Annotated in this window: 22 protein-coding genes; 10 read left to right on the forward strand and 12 right to left on the reverse strand. The window is 59.7% G+C overall.

All coding sequences use genetic code 11. From position 1 onward, the window contains the following. The 8 genes from VFN25_RS02410 to VFN25_RS02445 form a co-directional block, all read right to left on the reverse strand. Window positions 1-912 (reverse strand): XdhC family protein (locus tag VFN25_RS02410; RefSeq protein ID WP_325138435.1); only part of this gene is annotated, 912 nt, incomplete at its 3' end. Between the two features lie 166 nt (window positions 913-1,078). Continuing rightward, window positions 1,079-2,035, reverse strand: a complete 957-nt coding sequence (gene arsS, locus VFN25_RS02415; RefSeq protein WP_325138437.1) for an arsenosugar biosynthesis radical SAM (seleno)protein ArsS — start codon at window positions 2,033-2,035, stop codon at window positions 1,079-1,081. Further along, window positions 2,028-2,864: a sterol desaturase family protein gene (locus tag VFN25_RS02420; protein ID WP_325138439.1), complete on the reverse strand. Its 837-nt coding sequence runs from the start codon at window positions 2,862-2,864 to the stop codon at window positions 2,028-2,030. The genes arsS and VFN25_RS02420 overlap by 8 nt, the downstream gene beginning before the upstream one ends. Next, on the reverse strand, window positions 2,861-3,550 hold the full coding sequence (locus VFN25_RS02425) for a TIGR04282 family arsenosugar biosynthesis glycosyltransferase (RefSeq protein WP_325138441.1): 690 nt from the start codon (window positions 3,548-3,550) through the stop codon (window positions 2,861-2,863). The genes VFN25_RS02420 and VFN25_RS02425 overlap by 4 nt, the downstream gene beginning before the upstream one ends. Further along, a complete protein-coding gene (locus VFN25_RS02430; protein WP_325138444.1) occupies window positions 3,547-4,236 on the reverse strand; it encodes a glycosyltransferase family 2 protein in 690 nt (229 codons plus the stop codon). Before VFN25_RS02430 ends, VFN25_RS02425 begins: the two co-directional genes overlap by 4 nt. Before the next feature lie 5 nt (window positions 4,237-4,241). Then, window positions 4,242-5,285 (reverse strand): methyltransferase domain-containing protein, encoded by a 1,044-nt coding sequence (locus VFN25_RS02435; RefSeq protein ID WP_325138446.1) that lies wholly within the window; start codon window positions 5,283-5,285, stop codon window positions 4,242-4,244. Window positions 5,286-5,385: 100 nt separating this feature from the next. Then, window positions 5,386-6,165 carry a DUF547 domain-containing protein gene (locus VFN25_RS02440; RefSeq protein ID WP_325138448.1) on the reverse strand — a complete coding sequence of 260 codons (780 nt, stop codon included), beginning with the start codon at window positions 6,163-6,165 and terminating at the stop codon, window positions 5,386-5,388. A gap of 31 nt (window positions 6,166-6,196) precedes the next feature. Next, window positions 6,197-8,338 carry an FAD-dependent oxidoreductase gene (locus tag VFN25_RS02445; RefSeq protein ID WP_325138450.1) on the reverse strand — a complete coding sequence of 714 codons (2,142 nt, stop codon included), beginning with the start codon at window positions 8,336-8,338 and terminating at the stop codon, window positions 6,197-6,199. A gap of 368 nt (window positions 8,339-8,706) precedes the next feature. Between VFN25_RS02445 and ssb the strand changes: the two genes are divergently transcribed. Beyond that, a complete protein-coding gene (gene ssb, locus VFN25_RS02450; protein ID WP_325138452.1) occupies window positions 8,707-9,195 on the forward strand; it encodes a single-stranded DNA-binding protein in 489 nt (162 codons plus the stop codon). 106 nt (window positions 9,196-9,301) lie between these two features. On the opposite strand, the gene VFN25_RS02455 is transcribed toward ssb, so the two are convergent. Together VFN25_RS02455 and VFN25_RS02460 are read right to left on the reverse strand one after the other, a co-directional pair. Further along, complete coding sequence (locus VFN25_RS02455; RefSeq protein WP_325138454.1) at window positions 9,302-10,150, reverse strand: hypothetical protein; 849 nt, start codon at window positions 10,148-10,150, stop codon at window positions 9,302-9,304. Window positions 10,151-10,418: 268 nt separating this feature from the next. Continuing rightward, on the reverse strand, window positions 10,419-10,751 hold the full coding sequence (locus VFN25_RS02460; protein ID WP_325138456.1) for a hypothetical protein: 333 nt from the start codon (window positions 10,749-10,751) through the stop codon (window positions 10,419-10,421). A gap of 176 nt (window positions 10,752-10,927) precedes the next feature. On the opposite strand from VFN25_RS02460, the gene VFN25_RS02465 reads away from it, so the two are divergent. The 3 genes from VFN25_RS02465 (at window position 10,928) to mgtE (ending at window position 13,645) form a co-directional block, all read left to right on the forward strand. Next, complete coding sequence (locus tag VFN25_RS02465; protein ID WP_325138457.1) at window positions 10,928-11,515, forward strand: sigma-70 family RNA polymerase sigma factor; 588 nt, start codon at window positions 10,928-10,930, stop codon at window positions 11,513-11,515. Further along, complete coding sequence (locus VFN25_RS02470; RefSeq protein ID WP_325138460.1) at window positions 11,512-11,958, forward strand: hypothetical protein; 447 nt, start codon at window positions 11,512-11,514, stop codon at window positions 11,956-11,958. The genes VFN25_RS02465 and VFN25_RS02470 overlap by 4 nt, the downstream gene beginning before the upstream one ends. A 244-nt stretch (window positions 11,959-12,202) precedes the next feature. Continuing rightward, complete coding sequence (mgtE, locus tag VFN25_RS02475) at window positions 12,203-13,645, forward strand: magnesium transporter (protein ID WP_325138462.1); 1,443 nt, start codon at window positions 12,203-12,205, stop codon at window positions 13,643-13,645. Between the two features lie 229 nt (window positions 13,646-13,874). On the opposite strand, the gene VFN25_RS02480 is transcribed toward mgtE, so the two are convergent. Then, window positions 13,875-15,029, reverse strand: a complete 1,155-nt coding sequence (locus VFN25_RS02480) for an AraC family transcriptional regulator (protein WP_325138464.1) — start codon at window positions 15,027-15,029, stop codon at window positions 13,875-13,877. Here VFN25_RS02480 and VFN25_RS02485 point away from each other — a divergent pair. From VFN25_RS02485 to VFN25_RS02510, 6 genes are all read left to right on the forward strand, one after another. Continuing rightward, window positions 15,019-16,164: an alkane 1-monooxygenase gene (locus VFN25_RS02485; protein ID WP_325138466.1), complete on the forward strand. Its 1,146-nt coding sequence runs from the start codon at window positions 15,019-15,021 to the stop codon at window positions 16,162-16,164. The two genes, VFN25_RS02480 and VFN25_RS02485, sit on opposite strands and share 11 nt — an antisense overlap. Window positions 16,165-16,286: 122 nt before the next feature. Further along, on the forward strand, window positions 16,287-17,039 hold the full coding sequence (locus VFN25_RS02490; protein ID WP_325138468.1) for a hypothetical protein: 753 nt from the start codon (window positions 16,287-16,289) through the stop codon (window positions 17,037-17,039). A 17-nt stretch (window positions 17,040-17,056) separates the two neighbouring features. Next, on the forward strand, window positions 17,057-20,257 hold the full coding sequence (locus VFN25_RS02495; RefSeq protein WP_325138471.1) for a WD40/YVTN/BNR-like repeat-containing protein: 3,201 nt from the start codon (window positions 17,057-17,059) through the stop codon (window positions 20,255-20,257). A gap of 155 nt (window positions 20,258-20,412) precedes the next feature. After that, complete coding sequence (locus tag VFN25_RS02500) at window positions 20,413-21,756, forward strand: hypothetical protein (RefSeq protein WP_325138472.1); 1,344 nt, start codon at window positions 20,413-20,415, stop codon at window positions 21,754-21,756. A gap of 11 nt (window positions 21,757-21,767) precedes the next feature. Then, on the forward strand, window positions 21,768-22,667 hold the full coding sequence (locus VFN25_RS02505) for a metal ABC transporter substrate-binding protein (protein WP_325138474.1): 900 nt from the start codon (window positions 21,768-21,770) through the stop codon (window positions 22,665-22,667). Then, window positions 22,664-23,470 carry a metal ABC transporter permease gene (locus tag VFN25_RS02510; RefSeq protein WP_325138476.1) on the forward strand — a complete coding sequence of 269 codons (807 nt, stop codon included), beginning with the start codon at window positions 22,664-22,666 and terminating at the stop codon, window positions 23,468-23,470. The genes VFN25_RS02505 and VFN25_RS02510 overlap by 4 nt, the downstream gene beginning before the upstream one ends. Window positions 23,471-23,495: 25 nt before the next feature. Here VFN25_RS02510 and VFN25_RS02515 read toward each other — a convergent pair. Further along, on the reverse strand, window positions 23,496-24,191 hold a 696-nt coding region (locus tag VFN25_RS02515), incomplete at its 5' end, for a DUF1501 domain-containing protein (RefSeq protein WP_325138478.1).

Raw genomic sequence — 24,191 nt, forward strand, 5'->3', positions numbered from 1 at the left:
AAGATCGAGGCCGATTGGCGAGTGCAGGCGTGGTTGCAGGGAATCGCGGACATCCGCCGGGAGGATCTTGAACAAATCATCACGGCGACGTTTCGGTCCCAGCAGGCCGATAAACGGCAGGTTTGTCGAAGCAAGTGCCTGAAGCGCCTCAAGATCCATCTCGAAGTTGTGCTGCATGATCAGCGCAGCACGAATTGCGCGGAAGCCGATCTCCGCAATCGCGGATTCTGGGCGGGCTTCGATTCGATGATCGGCAAGTGCGGCGTTCGCCTGCCAGCGCGGGCGCGACTCGACGATTGATGTCATCCAGCCAAGCGAGCGCAATAACGGTATCAGCAGCGGTGTCTCGGGGCCGGCGCCGAATACCAGGACGCCGGGCGGTGCTGGCAACTCGACCTGCCAGCGCCGGGATGCATCGTCTTCGCCCTCCCAGCCAGCGAAATTCGATGGCAATTGCCATGAGCGCGATTGACCTGCAATCTCGCAATCGATTTGACCGTTTGCGTCGAGTGTGAATTCGAGCATTCCACTGCCAGCCAACCATGCGCTGGCCAGTGGCTGCCAACCATCCAGTGCCACGACCGGCAGCAGGACCAGACGTAGGCGTCCGCGACAACCGACGGCGGAGCCAGCGAAGAGATCCTCGTCGTCGCGCGTATCAATTTCCATCCACTCGACGCACGCATTCGTGGCGGCACTTTGCGCACGCCGAGCGATTTCGGGTTCGAGGCAGCCGCCACTGAGCCAGCCGATTTGCCTTGAGTCCGCACGAAACAATGCCGCTGCAGCGCGGCGTACGTAAGTCGATCCGATGGTTTCAACGACGATCGCCAGCGCACAAGGCTGCTGCTCGGCGATCGCGTCGAGGGCAGCTTCGATTACCGCGCGTGTTGCGCCGCTCGCCTTGTTCACTCGCTAGTCCCGGGTACGGTTAAGGCAACGCTGATCAAGTGGCGCAATCGTCACGACACCTGTCTGCGCGCAGCTCGTCAAGGCTACCAGCCTTCACTTCGCCACGCGGCACGACCGGCGAACCTTCTGAATGCCATGACGGTTGGGCCACTTGATCAGTGTTGCCTTAATTCAGCGCACCACCGCAACTTGATCCCTGACCGGCAGTACAGCCGAAACAATGTCCGGCAACGCCAATTTGTTTCGGCAATTCGGCATCGAGCAGATCGCGCAAATGCGTGTCATGTTTGCGTCCGGCCAATGGCAGCTTGAGCATCTGGTTGAAATCGCAGTCGAACACGCGGCCATCGTAGCCGACACTCAAGGTCGAGCGACACATGACCGCATCGAGATTGGCAACCTGATGGGCGTTGCGCAGGGTCTCCATGTAGCTGTCGAATTTCCCTTTCGATATCAGCCAGGAACCGAAGCGCTGGATCGGCATGTTGGTAATCGTGTACAGATGATTGAAGCGGATGCCGAAATTGTCTGCAAGCAGGCCACGATAGTCGGCTTCAAGCGTTGATTGCTCGGGCGGCAGGAAAGCGCCATTCGGGTTGTAGACCAGGTTGAGCGCGAGGCCGGAACCCCATTGTGCGTAGCCCAGCGCATTGAGTTTTTGCAATGCCGTGATCGAATTTTCAAAGACGCCGTTGCCTCGCTGTTCATCGACATTGGCCTGGCTGTAGCAGGGCATCGAGGCGACCGCTTCGACCTGGTTCGCAGCAAGAAAATCGCCGACCCATTCGTAGCCGGGCTCCTCCATGATGGTCGGGTTGAGACGATCCATGACGTGCAGTCCCTGTGCTCTCGCGGTTTCCACCAGCCAGCGGAAATCGACATTCATTTCCGGCGAGCCGCCGGTCATGTCGAGGATGCTGACGCCGAGTTTTTTGCCGACGTCGAGGGCAAGCTGCATGGTTTCGCGATCCATCGTTTCGGTGCGCCGCGGACCGGCGTTGACATGGCAATGGATGCAACTGAGATTGCAGCGATAGCCAAGGTTCAATTGCAGGGTCGTGATGCGACCACGCTCGATCGATGGAAAGTCGCTGTGTTCGAGTTTTGGCCAGGTATCACGCATGCGGGTTCACTTGTTCTTTTGAGGGGGTGTGGTCGTTGACGAATGGCAGCAACAGCATGGCGGGAAGTCGTTGCGATGCCTCGTCGCGAAATTGATTCAGGCCAATCTGCATCTGGCGGTGGCCATCGCGCGGCTGTTCAGTCACCGAGACGAACAATCGATCCCAGATACTGAGCAGGTTGCCATAGTTGCTGTCAGTTTCGGCGCGATGGATCGAGTGATGCGCGCGGTGCCAGTCCGGAGTGATGACAAGCTTGCGCAGTTGACGATCCCAGCGCTGCGGGATGGCGATATCAGCATGCGAAAAGAGTGCGAATGCGGCCAGCAGAACTTCGTAACCCAGCACCGCAATCGGGGCTGCGCCGAGCGCGGCGATGACCAGGCATTTGTACAGCAGCGAAAGCACGATCTCGAACGGGTGGAAGCGCAGGCCCATGCTCAACTCGAAGTTGGTATCACTGTGGTGCAGACGATGGATTCGCCACAGCCATGGCACCCAATGCATCCAGCGGTGTTGCCAGTAAATCGCCAGGTCAAGGGCGATGATCGTAATGGTGAATTCAAGCGCAAGCGGCCAGTCCAGATGATTGAACAGGCCCAGCTGCAGATCACTGGCGGCCGCCGCGAAGCTCACCGCCGTCAGTGGCAACAGCAGATAGACAATCAAGGCCGAAATCAGCGGCAGTGAAAGATTGCGCAAATAGCGTTTGGCGGAAAAAGGTTCGCCTCGTGTCGGCATGCGAAACTGGATCGCGAGCAGGATCAGAAACAGCGAGCCGATGGCCGTGAAGCGAACGATGGCGCCATTGTCCAGCATCCAGGCGATCACAGGCATTCCTCCCTGGCGCTATTCAGCTCCCCAAGAACAACGCACAGTTGGCGTTGTTCCGCGCTTGGCGCGTCCAGCGATGCGAGCGCGACTTGAACCGGCTCGATATCCGAGGCTTCATCGATGTCGCGCAGAATGTCGAGTTCGAGCCAATCCCCGTAGCCGCTCATCGCTTCAATAAACTCGACCGATGTCGTCGCCCGGCTGTAGTGGGCACGGGTCCAGGCGCTTTCAACCAGATCCTGGTTGCCACCGAACAGCCAGAAGCCGCCATCCTCGGCTCGGCCGATGCCCAGTCGCGGGGCTGTTGAATCCAGCCATTCGGCCATTTGCACGAGATGATGAGATTGCAACTGCGGGGCATCGGCACCTATCAGAATGACGCCGCGATGATGCGTACGCAGTTGTCGATACACGCACGCCATGCGTTCGCCAAGTGAACCCATGCCTTGTTCGACGTGGTGCAAGCCCGGCCAGTGCGATGCGCTCAGTTCGGCTGCCTCGGCAATCGCCCAGTAGCCGGTAGTCGTGCCAGCGTGACTCGATTTCTCGACCATGGAACGTACCGCCGCCGCCGATGCCAGATGCAGGCGCTCGGACTTGCCTCGACCGAGCTGTGGCCAGAGGCGAGTCTTTACTGGTGAAAGGGCCGGGGTCTTGACGAAGATTGCGATCGCGCAGCTCATTGGCGATCACCTGCGCGTTGCGAATGCGCCAGTCGGGAAAACCTCAGCGCTTGCGCGCGGGTCATGCGCAGATGCTGCCAGGTCGTCCGCCACCAGCCATGCTCGGCGTATTTGCGTGCACTGGTGCGAATGCTTGCACCAAGCGCACGCAGCGGCACGCCCTGGGCACGTGCACGCCAGATCAAGGCGTGATCCTCGCCCTTGCCGACTGCATCATCGAAGCCGCCGAGGGATTCGAAAACCCGTCGCGGCATGAGCAAGCCCTGATCGCCAAACGGCAAGCCGAGCAGGCGGCTGCGCAGAAAAGCACCGAAGCTGTTGATCGCCATCCAGCGCGGACCATCGCCGAGGAAGCGCAGATCAAAGTAGCCGATCGCGGGTTCATTGTTGGTGACGAATGCCTGCATCGCCTGAATGGCTTCGACGCCGACGCATGAATCGGCATGCAGGAACCACAACCATTGCGCTCGTGCCGCATGGGCACCCGCATTGAGTTGTCTTGCGCGCCCGGCTTCGGAGTGAATGACGCGCAGGTTGCTGGTTAGCGCATCCGTGAAAACGGCATCGCCATCGGCCATCGAGAGAATGATTTCATCGGAATCGGCTGAAGCCAGTTGTGGCAGCAGTCCACGCCAGGCGTAGTCGCCTGGTCCAACCGGGATGACGATGGCGACGTTTGCAGTCATGGGCTTCAGCAGCAGCTCGCGGCAGCACTTGAAGGTTCGGAGCTTGGCGAAACGCAGTCGAACAAACCGTAGTGGACGCGCTTGTCACCGTGCAGCTCAAAGTGGCTTGCATAGCGGGTCGCGGCGAGCATGTCGAAGGTATTGCCGCAGACACGCATGGGTCGGCCGGTTTCGAAACGGTGATGATCGTCGAGGGTGAAGGCGTGCGGCAGGCCGGGCAGGTCGCCGCGGTAGGTCGCGATCTGACCGAAATCTTCGCAGCGGTCTTCGAGGTCCAGCTTGAATGCGCGCATCGTCATCGAACGAAATCCGATCATGCCGATGCGTGCTTCGATGGCCGGATCGATCAGCGGGATCGGTGCCTGGCTGACACAGCGCGCGTCGGCGCAGCCGATCTTGTTGAGCACGCGCCGGAAATCCTCGATGTACAGGGCGCCGGACAAACATTCGCCAAGCAGGACCGGATCGCTGAGCAATTCAACGGGAATCCGACGATCAGCAAAGACATCGGAAAAATACAGTTCGCCACCGGGCTTGAGCACACGGAATATCTCGGCGAAAACCTTGTCCTTCTGTGGCGAAAGATTCAGTACGCAGTTGGAAACGACCACGTCGATGCTGGCGTCGTCGATTCCGCAGGCATCCAGTCGCTCGATCTTGCCTTCGACGAAGCGCACGTTGGATTGCGCGTAGCCGTAGCGTTCGGCCTGCCAGGCCTGATGACGATGGCCCACGGCCAGTTGTTCGGCCGTCATGTCGACGCCGATGACGCGACCCTGTTCGCCGACCATGCGCGAAAGCAGGTAGACGTCACGTCCGCTTCCGCAACCGAGATCGAGCACGGTCTTGCCGGTCAGCGCCGGTGGTAGCGGCGAGCCGCAGCCATAGAAACGTTCGTTGATCTCGGGATGGATGTCAGCCAGCAGCGGACGCAAGGTCGGTGGCATCGACTCGCTCGGGCAGCAGGCACCGGTCTTGAGGTCACTGGTCGATTGCAGCACGTTGCCGTAGTAGTGGCGGACGTCTTCATGAATGCTGGGGTCGTTCATTGTGTTTCCTGGATCAACGTGAGGAGAGGGCTATGAGATAGGCAAACATGCCGGCCAGTGGCGAGCAGCAGGATGAAGCTGATCAGCAGGCGGATCAACATCAGTGCGTCGATCCGTTGAGTGACCAGTCGTAGTCGGTGAAATCGATGGACAGTTTGCCCTCGCGCAGCCGTTGGGCTTTCTCCGCATCGAGGCCCAATGCATCGGCATGGTCGGTGAGGAATGCTCCGACTCCGCCGGTGTGAGCGTCGAAATCGCCCGCATACCAGTCGAAGATTTTCGATACCTGCACCAATTTTCCATCGCTGGCGAGTCGGTTTCTGCTGCGATCCTTGAGAAAGCGCGTGGTCTGATCGGCCAGTTGTGTGCGCAAGGTCGCACCAACATAAGCCTCGGGACGCAGCGCCGGGCATCCGATCGATGCGCAATTGACCGCGAAGTGAATGCGTGGATCGGAATAATCACTCGCCCCGCGCAGCAGTGTGTGCTCGATCGAATCAAGGCTTCGACGCTCACCGAGCAGATCGACGAATTCCTTTTTCCAGGGCGATGAAAACAGTCCGCCGAGATCCTTGATCGACTTCAGATTCGGGTAACGAGTCAGGATCAGTTTGACCGTGGCCGCGTTGTAGGCGTTGATCAGGAAGGCTTCGCGATCGTCCTGATTCCAGCTGTCGACTGTCTTTCGATCGATTTTCGATAGCGTGTCGAGATAGGCGTCCAGTGCCTTCGCATCGCGGGCAAAACCGGCGTAGTCGACGGTGCTCGTGGTGCCCTCGGCATTCCACTGCACATGGTCGGCAACAAGCGTGTTCCAGGCGGCGTGGGCTTGATCAAAACCCTCGGCCTGTGCGCCTGAGGCGGCGATCGAAGCCAGCATCAACAATCCGGCAATCATCCAGCACATCGGCTCAACCCCTGCGCCATGCGAAGAACTTTGCGGCCATGCGCAAGATGCCTTGCGGCGCATTCGCGCGCTTCCAGACGCCAGCTGCCATCTTGTTGGCCTCGCTCATGGTCGGATAAATGTGAATCGTGCCGAGCAGCTTGTTGAGGCCGATGCCGTGCTTCATCGCAAGGACAAACTCGGCGAGCAGGTCGCCCGCGTGTTCGCCGACGATGGTGGCGCCGAGGATCGTATCCTTGCCCGGTGGGGTGAGGATCTTGACGTAGCCGTGATCGGCCGAATCGGCAATCGCCCGATCGAGATCATCAAGGCCGTATTTGCTTACCTCGACTTCGATCTCTTGCTCCTTTGCTTCGGCCTCGGACAAGCCGACCCGGGCGACTTCCGGATCGGTAAACGTCGCCCACGGAATCACCCGGTAGTCGGCCTTGAAGCTCCAGAACGGCGCGATCAGCGCATTGACCGACGCGTACCAGGCTTGATGTGAAGCAACATGGGTGAACTGGTAGGGGCCGGCGACGTCGCCAGCGACGAGGATGTTGGGGAAATTCGTGCGCAGCAGTGCATCGGTTTTCACGGTGCCGCGCTTGTCGATCTCGACGCCGAGCTCTTCGAGGCCAAACCCTTCGACATTCGGTTTGCGCCCAAGCGCCAGCAGCAAGCGATCGAAGTCGAATTTGACCTCGGTGCCGTCTCGCTTGCCGATCAGGGTGCCGGCCGACTTGTCGCCCTCGACACGGATGGCCTCACAATCGGTGATCACGTCGATCCCCTCTGCAGCGAATCGAGTTTCGATGACGGTCGAGGCGTCGACATCTTCACGCGGCAGCAGACGCGAACCCTTCTGGACCAGAGTGACCTTGCTGCCGAGGCGGGCGAAAGCCTGAGCCAGTTCGCAGCCGATCGGTCCGCCGCCGATAATGACCAGCTTTTTCGGCAATTCACGGATTTCCCATAGCGTATCGGAGGTGCGGAAATCGACCGTATCGAGGCCTTCCATATCAGGCACGCGGGCTTGCGCGCCGGTCGCAATGATCAGGCTGCGTGCCGTGTAGCGCTGGCCGTCGACGTCGACTTGCCACGGCGAGAGGATGCGCGCATCACCCTTGATCACATCCACGCCAAGCTCGGTGTAGCGTTCGACCGAATCATGTGGTTCGATCTTGGCGATGATCTCGTGCACGCGGCTCATCACGTCGGCGAAATCGATTTCGGTGTTGACCTTGGCGATGCCATAGCGCTCCGAGTTGCGTGCATCGGCCATCAGTCGCGCACTGCGCAGCAAGGCCTTGGACGGCACGCAACCGGTATTCAGACAATCGCCACCCATGCGGTGGCGCTCGATCAGGGCGACCTTGGCCTTCACCGTCGCAGCGATGTAGGAAGACACCAGGCCAGCGGAGCCGGCGCCAATCACGATCAGGTTGAAATCAAAACGCGAAGGTCGCTGGTAGCCTTTGTAAACGCGCCGCGCCTGGATCCAGCGGGTCAGCCAGCGCATCAGCAACGGCAATATGCCGAGCAGGACAAAGGCACCAATCAGGCCCGGCGAAAGGATTCCGGAGAGACTGTCGATCTGCGCGAGCTGGGTGCCGGCGTAAACGAACGCAATTGTCCCCGGCAGCATGCCGATCTGGCTGACCAGGTAGAACACGCTGGTCTTCAGCGCAGTCAGGCCCGCGAGCAGGTTGACCAGGAAAAACGGAAATGCCGGAACCAGACGCATCGTGAACAGATAGAAGCCGCCGTCGCGTTCGATGCCTTCATCAAACGAGCGCAGGCGCTTTCCATATTTGGCACGCAGGCTGTCGCGCAAGACGAAACGTGAAACCAGAAAGGCGAGGGTGGCGCCGATAGAACTGGCGAACGAAACCAGCACGGTGCCTTCGAGCAGGCCGAACAAGGCACCCGCGGCCAGGGTGAGGATGGCCGCGCCGGGCAAGGACAGGCTGGTCACGGCGACATAGGCGACAAAGAAGGAGCCGAGGGCGAGCCAGTGATGCGCGGCAACCCATGTGCCCAGCGACGCCTGCCTTGCCTTGAGGCCTTGCAGGTTGAGTTCTGCCAGTAAACCACTGCGCCAGAGAGCGAACGCAGCAATGGCGAGAACGACAACGATGATCCAGCGGATTGATGATCGGGACACAGAAATTCCTGGGGTTGCCGGCGAGCCTGCACACGAGGTTCCCACAAGAGAACGGGTTCAGGCGGCAAACCATTCATTCTGTAATGGAATGGTGGGTTGACACGCCAGCGCATACGCTCGCATGTCTCCAGCGTCGCTGCACGGAATGATCGGCTGGATCCGCTGTAGCGGATAGCCCGGGACAGCCATTCAGTCCAGCTGCGGAGTCCTTTTGTCGTCCAGGCCCGCTCTTGATGGGCGAAGCGCATGCCTCTCACATGTATCATGCAGCGCTGGTTCCGGCAGGTTCGGTCGCAATCCCTGAGATTGCGGTGTGGGCCAATGCCGAAGGTCAAGTCTGCAATGAATCGACAAAGAGGAGCGATGCAATGGCAAGGGGCGTGAATAAAGTCATCCTGGTAGGCAATCTCGGTGCAGACCCTGAGGTCAGATACACGGCTGGAGGGACAGCGATCTGCACGCTCAGCGTGGCGACCTCTGAATCGTGGAAGGACAAGCAATCCGGCGAACAGCAGGAGCGCACCGAATGGCATCGTGTGAAGATGTTCGGTCGGCTCGCGGAAATTGCTGGCGAGTATTTGAAAAAAGGTCGCCAGGTGTATGTGGAAGGCTCGATTCGAACCGACAAGTACACCGACAAGGAAGGCATCCAGCGCTACAGCACGGACATCATCGCCAACGAGATGCAGATGCTCGGCGGCAACGAAGGTGGCGGGGGTGGTGGAGGCAACCGTGATCGAGGCGGCGATCGTCCCGAACGCGGCGCACCGCGTGGTCCGCAATCGGCACCGCCGCGTCAGAATGAACCGGCACCCTCGCGCAATGACAGTTTTGAGGATGACGATATTCCGTTCTGAGGAACGGGATTCCGAAGACAGAATTGTGCAGGTAACTGCAACGAAAACGGGCCGCAAAGAGCGGCCCGTTTTCAATTCAGGACAGAGATGTCGTCCTGTAGTTTGACTACTGCTCGCGACGGCGGCGCAGGGTCGTGGTTACACCAGCGATGCCGAGCAGAAGACCGAGAAGCATCAAGGTGTACTGACTGAGCGTCGGCAATTCACGTGGCGGCTCCAGTGGTGCTCCAGCCGTGGCGCAGGTTCCATCGATGGCGAATGAAAAGGCCAGTGAAGGCGGTCCGATGACCGCACTGGCTTCTGTCCAGGTTGCTACGCCGGCACCTGGAGCAATCAGTACGCCATTGGCGCTCGTGCCGGTTGCGCCGGTCGAAGCGGCAAAGTAGTTGTTGAAACCTGCAGCATTGGCTGCGGCATCTGTACCAAAGCCCGATACCCAATAGACGGTATTGGCATTGAGCTGAAGCCCAGGTGTGTTGAATGAGGCTTCAAAAAGGCTCGTTGCTGCTCCGAATGCTCCCAGATTCGTTTGCGAAGTCTGCGGGAATGTGGCAAACGGGTTGATGCCGGCGGTCGGTGAGGTTCCGCTGCCATCGTCATTAAACAGATCGAGGCCAAAGGACTGTGGCGCTGCATTCTGCTGGGTCGTTTGTACGCGAACCTGCGAAATATCGAAGACGCCACTGGCGCATGCGCCAGCCGGAATCGAAAAATCATCGGCTGAGCGTGCTTGAAAGGTGCCCGATGAGTCCTGTGACACCAGTGACGTGGTGCCATCGGCCTGCTGGTTGTCATAAAGGGTTCCGGGCGGGACGTAGGCTCCGCCACCGGTAACGCCCGGAGTTCCGATTGCCGGTCCCTGAGCGTAAAGCGTGGTTTGGGCGCTGGCGGCGCTCGCGCCAATCAGCATGGTGGCCAGGGCGGATGCCATGACGGTGACATGGATTCGGGTCATCTTTATTCCTTGGTATAAGCAGGGTTGAACTGGCATTGCGGGTTTGACAGGGAAGCCTGAATCAAACTTGAATTTGATGCCAAACAGGAGGCTAGCCCAGACAGTTATCCAAGACAAGCGAATACCGTGATTGGTGGCACAGAGTTCGAGTGACGACCGAAAGTCGCTGGTTGGCGAGCAGCCATGGTGCCTGAGGCTGAATCTTGTCGGATCGGCGACGGATTTCGAATGAGCGGCCCCTCCGGGAAAAGGGGCCCGCTCTCAAGGTTCAGCTCGGAAATTTGCGCGACAGCGCGAAGGCGACGAGATTGCCGATGCCGGTGGCGCCGAGCAGGATGGCGAATACGCCTGGTGTGACATCGCGCAAGCCGAGGGATTCCACCAGGCCGAAGCCGATAGCCAGCACGATCAGGATGGCGCCCCAGCGCAAGGTGGAATGGCGGCGGCGCAGTTCGTCGGCTTCGACGATCGACTGGATCAGCTCCTGCGAGACGTTCGATGCGACCAGTTGCTTGCGTACGCGGGCATCGACCACGGCCTTGATCGCATAGGTGATGCAGACGAACAGGGTGATCGGGATGAGGAATTCGAGATTGTTCATGGAATTGACCTGGTAGTGGTTGCGGTGCGGAACATGAGATACGGCTGATCCACAATCGGTTGCAGCGGGCAGGCTGTCGGGCTTTGTCCGGCACGGCTGCCAAACCATCTGTCATTCACGGACAGGCCGGTCCAGGGGCTTGCAACCATTCGCATCACCGGCGTATCCAGTATCTCGTGACCAGCACGCCGACCAGTCGAGAAGATGACCAGGCCCTTGTCGATGCCGTTTTGAGCGGATCGCCAGGTGCCTTCGAGCGTCTTGTTCGGCAGTATCAGAAACTCTGCTGGCATGTGATCTATCGCATGGTCCGGCACAGCGACGATACCCAGGATCTCTGCCAGGAGGCATTTCTGCGCGTGCATCAGTATTTGCATCAGTATCGCAACGAGAGTGCGCTGAAATCGTGGGTCGCGCAGGTCGCCTACTCGGTCGCCAAACGGCACCTGGAGCGCAAGCGTATTCCGCTTGCTGAACCATTCGCTGACGCCGATGGCCTGTCGCCGCTGGATCGGGTCAGCGATGATTTCGATATCGAAGAGGCCAGCATCGATAGCCAGTCGGCAGATCATCTGCATGCGGCCATCGAGTGCCTGCCGCCGCTACAGCGAACCATTCTTACCCTCTACCATCTTGATGAAATGCCGATCGCCGAGGTCGCGATGATTACTGGCCTCGCCGAAGGAACCATCAAGAGCCACCTGTTCCGCAGTCGCAAGCAACTACGCGACGCGCTGAACGACCGCATGGGAGTCGCCGCATGAATCCTGAAGAACGTGAATGGCAGGCCCAGGAGGCCGCTGCCCGCTGCGATCGCAATGGTGGCGATGGTCATGAGCTGGATGCGCTGGGCGCCAGTTATCTTTCCGTTGTTCGCGCCGCCCGGCAGCCGATTGCCGTGCCGTTGCCGGCTGATTTCGCAAGCCGCGTCGCTGCACTGGCGGCCGAGCGCCCGTCCGCCGCCGGGCTCGACTCCCGATTCGAGCGGCGGCTGTTGCAGATTCTTGCCGCGATCCTGTGCGTGGCCGCTGTGGCCGCTGCTTTGGTCTACGGCGGAAACTGGCTGGTAGCAACCGAGACTCTGGCCAGCCAGCTCGATAGACCCTCTCTGTCCTTGCTTCTGAGTCTGCTCGGCTGTCTTGGGGTTTCGGCACTCTCGCAGCAATTGCGAGGGTTGTTTGCCGGCTTCGGTCACAGCGACACCTGATTTGATCGAGTGCCTGCCTCGGCGATGCTCGGTATTTCGTGTGTCGGCCTCGATCGACGGGCGACAGATTCACCCTTGCGGCGTATCATTTGAGGCCCGTTGTCGCTTCGGCTTCGCGCATGATGCGCAAATGGCCGTGGCCAGACACTTTTCACCCAGCCAGACGCCCCTAGCGATGCCGCGAAAACGGCCCACCGACAATCCCTGATCCCTGCCATGCGCGCGTATGGCGGAATGCGAGCGCATGATGACTGAAATCGAGACCAGCACCCGTTCGACCACGCAGTTGCAGGGCCATCTGGCTCGCGTGAGCGACATGCTGGAACGACATCGCCAGCTTGAGGATCAAGCGCGACGCGATGAATTGTCCGATGCGCGAATTGTCGATATTCGCCGACAAAATCTTGCCGAGTTGCAGGATGAAATCGACAAGCTGCATTCGGCCGACGTCGCCCATGTCCTTGATGCGTTGCCGCCGGAAGATCGCCTCAGCGTCTGGCAGCTGGTCAAGGCCGACCGCGACGGCGAGATCCTGCTCGAAGTTTCCGATGCCGTGCGCGAAAGCCTGCTCGCGGACATGGATGCGCCGGAAATCCTTGCTGCCGCCGAGCAACTGGATGCCGACGAACTGGCCGATCTGGCTGAGGATCTGCCGGACGATGTCATCCATGAGCTGATGCAGCGCCTGGATGCACCTGAACGCGAGCAGCTGCGTTCGGCGATGTCCTATGAAGAGGACCAGGTCGGCGCGATCATGGATTTCGAGATGATCACGATCCGCGAGGATGTGACCCTCGAAGTGGTGCTGCGCTATCTGCGTTTCCTCAAGGAAATACCCGAGCAAACCGACAAGCTGTTCGTCGTCAACAGCGAAAACGTGTTGACCGGAGTTCTGCCGCTCAAATGGCTGTTGGTCAACGATCCGGTGCGCATGGTCAGCGATGTCATGGCGGTCGATGCGCACACGTTCCATCCGGACGAGGATGTGGTCGATATCGCCCAGGCCTTCGAGCGCTACGACCTGATCTCCGCGCCCGTGGTCGATGTTGACGGACGCCTGATTGGCCGTCTGACAATTGACGCGATGGTCGACGTCATCCGCGAGGAAAGCGACGCGGAAACCTTGAGTCGTGGTGGTCTGCGTGAGGACGAGGATATTTTCGCTTCGGTCTGGAAGTCCTTGCGCAATCGCTGGACCTGGTTGGCGATCAATCTGGTCACCGCGTTCATTGCCTCGCGCGTGATCGGCTTGTTTGAAGGATCGATTGAGAAACTCGTTGCGCTGGCAGCGCTCATGCCAATCGTGGCCGGTATCGGTGGCAATTCGGGCAATCAGACGATCACCATGATCGTCCGCGCACTCGCACTCGGACAGGTCAGTCCGGCCAATGCCAAGCGACTGCTGCGCAAGGAAGTCGGCGTCGCCGTGCTCAACGGATTGATTTGGGGTGGCGTGATTGGCCTCGTTGCCTGGCTGCTCTACGGAAGTGCTGCACTCGGCGCGGTCATGACCGCGGCGATGACTTTGAACCTGTTGCTGGCTGCCCTGATGGGTGTGCTGATTCCGATGACCCTGATTCGCTACGATCGCGATCCGGCGCTGGGTTCAAGCGTCATGATCACCGCATTGACCGACAGCGGCGGGTTTTTCATTTTCCTCGGATTGGCGACGTTGTTCCTGGTTTGATTCGCTTCTGTTGATCTTCCTCGAACCGGGTGGAATTTCTCGTTTTGTATTGATGTTTACGCCGCTTCGCGACGCGGCATCCCTGCCGGACATTCACTCGCCTCCCGCCTCGCCGTCGCTCTTGCGCAGGCAGGGGCCCAGTGACTTTGGCTTATGCACTCCGAAGCGGGGTAAAGATCAAGGAATAAAAAGGCGGCGCCCATCGCCAGATTCGTCGCCAGATTCGGAATCACCTTGACGATCGGCGACGAAACTCGACAGGCGACATACCGGCCGCACGCCGAAACGCGCGGGTAAAATTCGCCCCATCCTGGAATCCCAGTTGCAAAGCGATGCGGGTGATCGGCAAGTCGGTTTGTGCAAGCAGGTTGCTGGCGCGCCGATGTCGGCTTTGCAGACCAAGTTCGCGAAAGCTGGTGCCTTCCGCGTTGAGTCGACGATTCAAGGTACGCGTCGACAAATGCAGGATGCGTGCAAGTTCCTGCTGGCGCGGCTGATGATCGCTTGCTTGGTCGAGCATCATGCCTAGCCAGGTGCTCAATGAGCCGCGCTCGGTCAATCGGGCCAGTTCTTCCTCGCAGCGATGGCGGGCGATGTTGAGGGCGTTGCGATCGGCGAGTGCGAGCGGGCGTGCAACCATTTCCGCGGGCAGATCGAACTGCAAACCGGCGCGATGGATCGCATCGAAGCGCACGCGCGCCGGGGCCAGTTGCCGGTAGCGCGACGCGGCATTCGCCAGTGATTCCGGCAAGTGCAGCTGATAGGCCGGGATCCGCGTTGACAGCAGAAAGCTGATCTCGGCATGAAAAGCGGTGGCAATCACCTCGATATGGAAGCGCAAGGTCGACGGTCTCAACGCCAGCGCCGGATGCAGATTGATTTGCACGCCGTCAGCGACCCGTCGGTATCGAAGCGTGAACACTGGCGAGATCAGGCGCCAGTAGCGCGCAGCCATGAGCAAGGCTTGATCCAGCGTGGCCGAGGTCATCAAGGCATAGCCGAGAAGCTCGTGGCTGCTGGGCTTGATCAGGCGCCCGAGATGAAAGCCGAGATCGTCACGACCGCTGGCTTCAACGGCTGATTCGATCATGCGGTCGACCTGGTCCGGACTGAGCAAGGTATCGGGCAGGGCCAGCGTGCTTGCGTCGATGCCAATCTGATCCAGCAAGCGATCGGTGTTGCCGCCCTGGCTGCGGACGAGATCCAGCAGCAACGCGTAATAGCGTGCTGGCAGGAAGCGGTCGGCTGACTTCGGCGTCATGTCCATTGGAGTCGTCTGGCTGAAAATGACAACACTGTGGCGGAAAATGACAAGTCGCGCCAGCCGCATGGCCGGATCATGTCGGCTATCGACAGCTTGACCCTGAAACAAAATGACCGACATCAGCCTCGCGCAGCCCTGGATCGATCGACGTCGGCATCTCTGGCCGATCAGTCTTGTTGTGCCTTCTCTGGCCCTGATCGCCTTTGCCCTGGTCGAGCTGACCGGCTCGGCGTGGTTCTGGTGGACCGGTGCCGTGGTCATCTACGGTCTTGTACCGCTGCTGGACTGGTGGATCGGCGCGGACCGGAACAATCCGCCGGAAGCCGAAGTCGAACGACTTGAGAACGATCCCTGGTATCGCGGGGTGCTGCTGGCGACGTTTCCGTTGCAATTGCTCGGCACCATCGTCGGCGTCTGGGCGGCGGTTTCGACCGACCTCAATCCACTGCAATGGCTTGGCCTTGCCGTGACCGTCGGCATCGTCAGTGGTGGCGGCATCAACACGGCGCATGAGTGGGGCCACAAGCGCGGCCGCTTTGCCGATTGGATGTCGAAGCTGAGTCTCGCCCCGGCGTTCTACGGACATTTCCATGTCGAGCACAATCGTGGACACCATAAAAACGTGGCGACACCGGACGATCCGGCCAGCGCGCGACTCGGCGAATCCTACTGGGCATTCCTGCCACGCACGATGCTTGGCAGTCTGCGTTCGGCGTGGCGGATCGAGCGCGAGCGGCTTGCCGGGCAGGGCAGATCCGCATGCAGTCTGCACAACGATAATCTGCAAGCCTGGTCGTTGACGTTGCTGTTGTACGGCGCTCTGATCGTCGTGTTTGGCTGGATGGCCTTGCCGTTCCTGCTAGCCCAGGCGCTTTACGGTGCGGCCTTGCTCGAAGCGGTCAACTACATCGAGCACTACGGATTGCTGCGGCGCAAGGACGCCAGCGGTCGCTTCGAGCGCTGCGCCCCCGAACATTCCTGGAACAGCAACCAGATCGTCAGCAATCTGATGTTGTACCAATTGCAGCGTCATTCCGATCACCACGCCAACCCCCGGCGTGCCTATCAAACCTTGCGCCACTTCGACGACAGTCCGCAGTTGCCGGCCGGTTACGCGGCGCTGATTCCCGTAGTCTATTTTCCACGGTTCTGGTTTGCCCTGATGGACCAGCGCGTGCTCGATCACTACCAGGGCGATCTCGCGCGGGTGAATCGGCAGCCGCGTGAAAAGAGCCGTACTCCGCCGTCAGCATGACTTCTGTCCCTTCTGGGGGATGAGCGCGATGCGCTAGGATTTGAGGCTCGGTATTCGACTTCCCTCGCGGTGCGGCGGGATTGCGCAGCGCGGGGCTGATTTCCTGCAGCCAGGAGCCTCGCATGTTTTATCGACTAATGTTTGGCTTGCTCATCGTGGCCTTCATTTCGCCCGCCGTCCATGCACTGACCGTCGACGAGCTGGTGACCAAAAACGCCGAAGCGCGCGGTGGCCTCGACAAGATCGAAGCGATCAAGACCTTGCGCTTGCAGGGTCAGGTACGTGTCGCTGGGGATTTCGGTTCGATTGATCTTGGCTTGAAGCAAATCAAGAAGGCACCGGACTCGGTACGCAACGAAGCCTCGGTGCAGGGCCTGACCCAGATCGAGGTCTGGAACGGCGAGCAGGGTTGGCGCATCGATCCTTTTCAGGGTCGAAAAACCGCCGAACGCATGACTGATGACGATGCGCGCGGCCTTGCCGACGACGCCAATATCGCCGGGCCCTTGATCAACTACAAGGCGCAGGGCAATCGGATCGAATACCAGGGCACTGAAGACGTTGATGGCACCGAGGCGCACAAGCTCAAGGTGACCTTGAAGAATGGCGACGTGCAGACCGTTTATCTCGATCCCGATTATTTCATCGAAATCCGTACGGTCAGCCAGCGCAAGGTGCGCGGCACCGAGGTCGAGGACACCAGCGACTTTGGCGATTACGAGCTCGTCGATGGCGTCTATTTTCCGTTCTCGATTACCACGCACACCAAGGGCCAGAGCGGTCAGCAGCAGATCACGATCGAAAAGGCCGAAGCGAATGCCGACGTTGAAGATGCGTTGTTCGCCTTCCCCGCCAAGGCCGGGAGCACGCCATGAGCACGAGGACAACTACGATGAGAGCTTCGTCAATCAAGGGTTTCTCGGCGCTCAGTTTGCTCAGCATTGCAGCGATTGCGAGCACAACCTGCGCAGCCGAGGCCACGGTCGCCAAACTTGATTCAGGCGCAATCTCGGGCCTCGGTATCCGCAATATCGGCTCGGCAACCATGAGTGGGCGCATCGCGGCCCTCGACGCGCGTGTCGGCAAGGATGGCAAGACCCTGATCTATGTCGGTTCGGCTTCGGGCGGGGTGTGGAAATCCAGCGACGGCGGTACGACCTTCAAGCCGGTGTTCGACAAGCAGCCCGTGCAGTCGATCGGTGCGGTCACCATTGATCCGAACGATTCCCAAACGGTCTGGGTCGGCACTGGCGAATCCTGGACACGCAACACGGTCTCGATAGGTAACGGCATTTACAAGTCGACCGATGGCGGCGATTCGTGGAGTCATCTTGGTTTGCCGAACTCGGAGCGCATCGTCAAGATCGTCGTCGATCCCGCGTCCAGCGATACCGTCTACGCCTGTGCACCGGGCAAGATGTGGAGTGATTCGGCCGATCGCGGCTTGTACAAGACCACCGATGGCGGCAAAAGCTGGAATCTCGTTCTCAAGGGCTCAAACCTGTCAACCGGTTGCGCTTCGCTGAGCATGGATCCGAAGGATCACGATGTGCTGTTTGCCAGCCTCTGGGATTATCGGCGCAAGGGCTGGACGTTTCGCTCGGGCGGCGCATCGGCGACTGCAAAATCCGGTAGTGGCTTGTTCCGCTCGGCCGATGGCGGCAAATCGTGGACAGAAATCACCGAGTCAGCGAACAAGGGTTTTCCGAGCAAACCATTCGGCCGCATCGCGGTCGCGATTGCGCCATCAAATTCGCAGATCGTCTACAGTTTTGTCGAATCCACCGACTCGGCCTTGTACCGTTCCGATGACGGCGGCAAGACCTGGGAACAACGCGACAAGAGCCAGATGATGGTCTGGCGGCCGTTCTATTTCGCCGCCCTGATTGTTGACCCGCACAATCCGGAACGCGTGTTCAAGCCCGATGGTGCGCTGATTCAGAGCCTTGATGGCGGCAAGAGTTTTGCCAATGTCGGCGGCGGCGCACATGGCGATTTCCATGATGTCTGGATCGACCCGACGAACACGAAGCACGTCATCGTCGGCGACGATGGCGGCGTCTGGCAATCCTTCGATGGCGGCAACAAGTGGTGGAAACAGAACAATCTGCCGGTGTCGCAGTTCTACCACGTCAGTGTCGACGAACAGGATCCGTACCAGGTCTACGGCGGCCTGCAGGACAACAGTTCGTGGGTCGGCCAGAGCGCCTATCCTAGCGGTATCGCCAATTCGCAATGGGAGAACATGTACGGTGGTGACGGCTTCTGGATGTTCTCCGATCCAGCCGACCCGAATTATCTCTACGCCGAAGCGCAGGGCGGCACCATCGGTCGGGTCAACCGGCATACGCACGAAGTGCGCAATATCCAGCCGATGCCGAACTACGATGAAAAGTTGCGCTGGAACTGGAACACGCCGATCGCATTGAGTCCGAATGAGAAGGGCACGATCTATATCGGCGCCCAGTTCCTGTTCCGCTCGCGTGATCAGGGCCAGAGCTGGGATCGAATTTCGCCGGATCTGACCACGAACAATCCGCAGCGTCAGAAGCAGGAGGAATCCGGTGGTATCACGGTCGACAATTCTGCAGCCGAGGCCTATACGACGATTTTCTCGATCAGCGAATCGCCGAAGCAGGCGGGTCTGATCTGGGTTGGCACCGATGACGGCAATGTTCAGGTCACCCGCGATGACGGCAAATCCTGGGACAACGTGACTCGCAACATCAAGGGCGTGTCGCGCGACTCCTGGATCAACTGGGTCCAGGCTAGCGCCTTCGATGCCGGCACCGCGTATGTCGCGATCGATCGCCACACCTTCGGCGACATGGCGCCCTACATCTACAAGACCACGGATTTCGGCAAGAGCTGGGTGGCATTGGTCACGCCCGCGAACAACAAGACACTGCGCGGCTACGTGCACGTGATCCGCGAAGATTCCGTGAATCCGGATTTGCTCTATGCCGGTACGGAATTCGGTCTGTGGATTTCGATCGATGGCGGCGCCAACTGGGCGCAATTCAAGGCCAATGATTTCCCGGCCGTCGCCGTCCGCGATCTGGCCCTGCAGAACCGCGACAAGTCACTGGTGCTGGCGACTCATGGTCGCGGCATCTGGATCATTGATGACATCACACCGTTGCGCGCGCTTGATACGAAAACGCTGAGCAGCGACGTGACCTTTTTGCCAACGCGCATGATTCAGCAGCGTATCAGCGCGTCGGGCGGTTGGCCCGAGGGCGATGCGAGTTTCACGGGTGCCAATCCGAAGGCTGGAGCTGATATTGCCTATTACCAGAAATCCCGGCATCTGTTCGGCAAGCTCAAGATCGAAGTGCTCGACGCCGATGGCAAGGTGCTCGATACGCTGCCATCCAGCGTGCGCCGCGGCATCAATCATGTCTATTGGTCGATGCGTGCGCCACCGCCGCGGGTACCGAAAGCTGCGCAAATTGCTTTCAATTCCACGCAGGGTCCACGCGTCCCGCCCGGCGACTACACCGTGCGCATGACCAAGAACAAACAGGTGTTCGAGACCACGATAAAGGTCGGCCTGGATCGCCGGGTCAGCTTCTCGGTAGCGGATCGTCAGGCGCAATACGATGCTGCGCTGAAGGTGCGCGACATCTTCGCCGACATGAGCACGCTGGCTGACAAGATCAATGCCGTGCGCGCGCAGGCTGCGGCCAGGGCCGCAAAGGTTGATGGCGACAAGCCCTTGCACAAGCAGCTCGAATCACTGGGTGCCAAGGCCGACGCGATCCGCAAGAATATCGTTGCGACCAAGGAGGGCGGAGCGATCACGGGCGAGGAACGCCTGCGTGAGCATACCGATTCGCTGTACGGCGCGATCATGTCCTACGACGGCAAGCCAACCGATTATCAACTGGCCCGCATTGACTCGTTGCGCCGTGAGCTTGGCGACATCCAGAAGCAGTTCGCCGATTTGCAATCCGCTGAGCTGGCCAAAGCCAATGCCCAACTAAAAAGAGCCGGGCTCGAAGCGATCGATGTATCGAGCGGTGCGACAGCGGCAGCAGGTGGTGGACGGGGATCAGCGAGTTTGCAGCAGGCATTTCAGGTGTTGCGCTGACCGGATTGCTCAGCCTTTGCCAGGGAGCGTGCCTGACAAAGGCCACTTGAATACCATCATCAATTGTGATGGTATAACGTAACGACATGAGAGCCGACGTTGCGGAGAGGATCCGTCGCCGCGCGATTGATGCCTCCCAACGTTACGGAATCCCGATGCGCCCCAACCCGCTTGCGATTGCCCTTGCGACCATCCTGCTCGCCTCTGCACCATTGGCCGAAGCTTCCACTGATCCGCAGATAGCCGCTCTCGCCGAACGTATTCGCGCGCTTGAAGCGAATGCACAGGTGCTCCAGAAGCAGGCCGCCGATGCGCTTGCCGCCGCTCAGGCGGCACAATCGGAACTGCATCAGATGATCGCTGCCCAGCAGCAACAGTCCGTTGCCCAGGTGAGTGCCGAGCCGGCGGCAAGCTCGACCAGCGCTTCGACCAATGCGTTCAATCCGGCCATTGCCTTGATCCTCAATGGACTCTTCGTCAACCACTCGCAAGATCCGCTCAACTATCAGCGCGCGGGCTTTCCTCTGGTCGGCGAAGGCGAACCGAGTCTCAACGGTCTGCAGCTCGGCGAGAGCGAAATTTCATTCGCGGCAAACATTGACGACAAATTCTACGGTCAGCTGACCTTGACCATGGCAAGCGAAAACGGCGAAACCGATACCGGAATCGAAGAGGCATACATAGAAACGACGGCCCTGCCGGACGGCTTTACGGCGCGAGCGGGACGTTTCTATTCGAACATCGGCTACCTCAACAGTCACCACACGCATACCGACTATTTCAGTGATCGACCGCTGGCTTACCAGGCTTTTCTTGGCAACCAATATGGTGATGACGGTGTCCAGATCCGCTGGGTTGCACCCACAGACATCTATCTCGAATTGGGAAGCGAGGCGTTCCGTGGCGAATCCGCACCGGCGAGCGGTGCAGCGCACGACGGTATCGGCGCGAAGACATTTTTCGTGCATGCCGGTGGCGATGTCGGCTTCGAGAATTCCTGGCTGGCCGGGGCCTCGATTCTGCACACCGATTCCGTCAACGGCGAGGATGGTTTCAGCGGTCGCAACAATCTGTTCCTCTTCGATTTCACCTGGAAATGGGCGCCGCACGGGGCTTTCAAGGATTCCGGGGTCGTCGTGCGCAGCGAAGCGTTTATTGACGACCGCGACGGCATGGTGATCGATCCGCAAGATCCCGATGCGCTCGCACAAGCCTGGAATGGCAAGCGCCATGGTGCCTATATCGAAGGCTTGTACCGCTTCAGTCGCACCTGGGATGTCGGCTATCGCTATGACAAGTTGTGGGCGGCATCAAGCGGACCCTATGCCAGCGATTTCAATCCGACCCGGCACACCGTTGACGCAACCTGGCACAACAGCGAATTCAGTCTTCTGCGTCTGCAATTTTCACATGACCAACCGCAACCGCACTTCATCGACAACGTGCTCAGCCTGCAATACCAGGTGAGCCTCGGTGCCCATGGCGCGCACAAATTTTGAGGAGTCCGACAATGCGCAAGATGCTTTTCTTGATGGTTGCCATCGCGGCCGTGATCAGCACGCCAGTGCAGGCCAAGTTGCGCGTGTTCGCCTGCGAGCCGGAATGGGCTTCGTTGTTGAACGAATTGGCGGGCGATGCCATTACCGTCGATATTGCAACCAACGCGCTGCAGGACGTGCATGTGGTCGAAGCACGGCCGAGCCTGATCGCGAAAATGCGCAGGGCCGATCTGCTCGTCTGCACGGGTGCCCAATTGGAAATCGGCTGGTTGCCACAATTGCTGCGCCAGGCTGGCAATACAAAGGTCAGCGCGGGTGCGGGTCATTTCATGGCCGCCAGCCAGGTGACTACGCTGGAGAAACCGGCGTCGATCGATCGCTCGGCTGGCGATGTTCATCCCGATGGAAACCCGCATGTGCAACTCGATCCGTATCGTGTGCTGGCCATTGCCAAGGCCCTCGGCGCCCGGCTCGCTGAACTCGATGCAGCCAATGCGACGACATATCAGCAACGCCTTGGTGACTTCGAAACACGCTGGCAAGCCGCGATCAAGGCCTGGGAGGCCAAGGCTGCACCGCTCAAGGGCAAGTCAGTCATCGTCTACCACTCAAGCTGGGTCTATCTGCTGCAGTGGCTTGGCATGCACGAAATCGGATCGCTCGAACCCAAGCCGGGTGTACCTCCGACCAGTTCGCATCTTTCGAGCCTGATCGATGTGACGAAAAGTGGAGGAGCCATCGCCATCATCAGCGCTGCCTATCAGGATCGCAGACCCGGTGAATGGCTCTCCGAGCGAACCAGTGTCCCTGCTGTCGTGCTGCCGTTCACGGTCGGCGGTGATGATCAGGCCAAGGATTTGTTCGGTCTTTACGATTCGACCATCGACAAGTTGCTCGGAGCGCTCAAGTGAGCTGGGAGGGTCTTGATGTCAGTATCCTCGGTCCGGCTTGTCTGGCTGGTTTGATCGTCCTCACCACGCATGTCCCGCTCGGTATGCGGGTGCTTGCGCGAGGCATTATTTTCATTGATCTGGCGATTGCGCAGATCGCCGCCCTCGGCGTGATTCTCGCCCAGTTCTTTGGCATGGATGAGCATGCCTTCGTCGTGCAAATAGCTGCTGCCATTGCGGCCTTGCTTGGGGCGAGCCTGCTCAGCGCCACCGACAAGCGCTGGCCCGAGTACCAAGAGCCGTTGATAGGCACCGCGTTTGTGCTTGCAGCTTCTGGCGCCCTGCTCTTGCTGGCGAACAATCCGCACGGTGGCGAACACCTCAAGAATCTGCTGGTCGGACAGATTCTCTGGGTCAGCCCTTCGCAATTGTGGACCGCCGCTATCGGCTCGGCAGCGTTGCTCGCCGTGATCGCCTGGCGGTCGGGAAGACTGATCGGACTTTCTTTTTACGCGGTGTTTGCCCTGGCCATCACGATTTCGGTGCAGCTGATCGGCGTCTATCTGGTCTTCACCAGCCTGATCGTTCCGGCCTTGGCAACCACCGGGATGCGCGGCAAGACGCGCCTGTTCATCGCTTACTCGATTGGAATTTGTGGATACGTCAGTGGCTTGATCTTCTCCGCAGTATTCGATCTGCCGAGTGGTGCAATGATCGTCTGGACACTGGCGGCCTGCGGGCTGATCGCACAGGCCCTGCCACTGGTGCGCCGCTCGCATCGTGCCCAGACCGAAATTCGAACGCGCGCTGAAAACCAGGCGTGACGGTTGCGCCACGCTTTCACGTTGCTCAGGCCATGAAGCCAAGGTCAGGCGAGGCAAAATGACCAATGTTCGGAAACACCGTCGACATGTCGACGGGCGGCACGCCATACCAGCGCGCGATCGTGGCCGCATATTGATCGACTGAAGTAGTCGGGATGATCTGGCCCCAGCCGGCATCATCCGGGCCCTCGACCGTCAGGTTTGGCGGGATGCCATAGATGCGCCGGCCATTGACGCCGCCACCCATGATCAGATGATGGCTACCCCAGCCATGGTCGGTGCCGTCGCCATTGACGCTGGTGGTGCGACCGAATTCCGAAGCGGTAAACGTGGTCACCGCATCGGCCACGGTCATCTCGACTGTCGCTGCATGGAACGCGGCAAGCGCTGCATCGAGTTGCGCCAGTTGGTCGGCCTGGTCGGCAAGCTGGTTGTCGTGGGTATCGAAGCCGCCGAGACCGACATAAAAAATCTGCCGCTGCATCTGCAAGTCGCTGCGTACATTGATGAGTCGCGCGATCATGCGCAGCTGGCGACCGAGACGCGTATCCGGGAATGTCGTCGTCAGTGCGGTCTCGCCATCGAGCGCCTCGTTGATCATGACCTCGTTGTCCATCGAGCGGCGCATCACGGCGGCGTACTGGCGTTGCAGGGCATTGCCGTGCGCAGCATCGCGCAGGGCGATAAAGGCGGCGCGACGATCCGGATACCAGTTTTGCAC

The organism is Dokdonella sp. (assembly GCF_035703485.1).
GTDB lineage: Bacteria > Pseudomonadota > Gammaproteobacteria > Xanthomonadales > Rhodanobacteraceae > Dokdonella.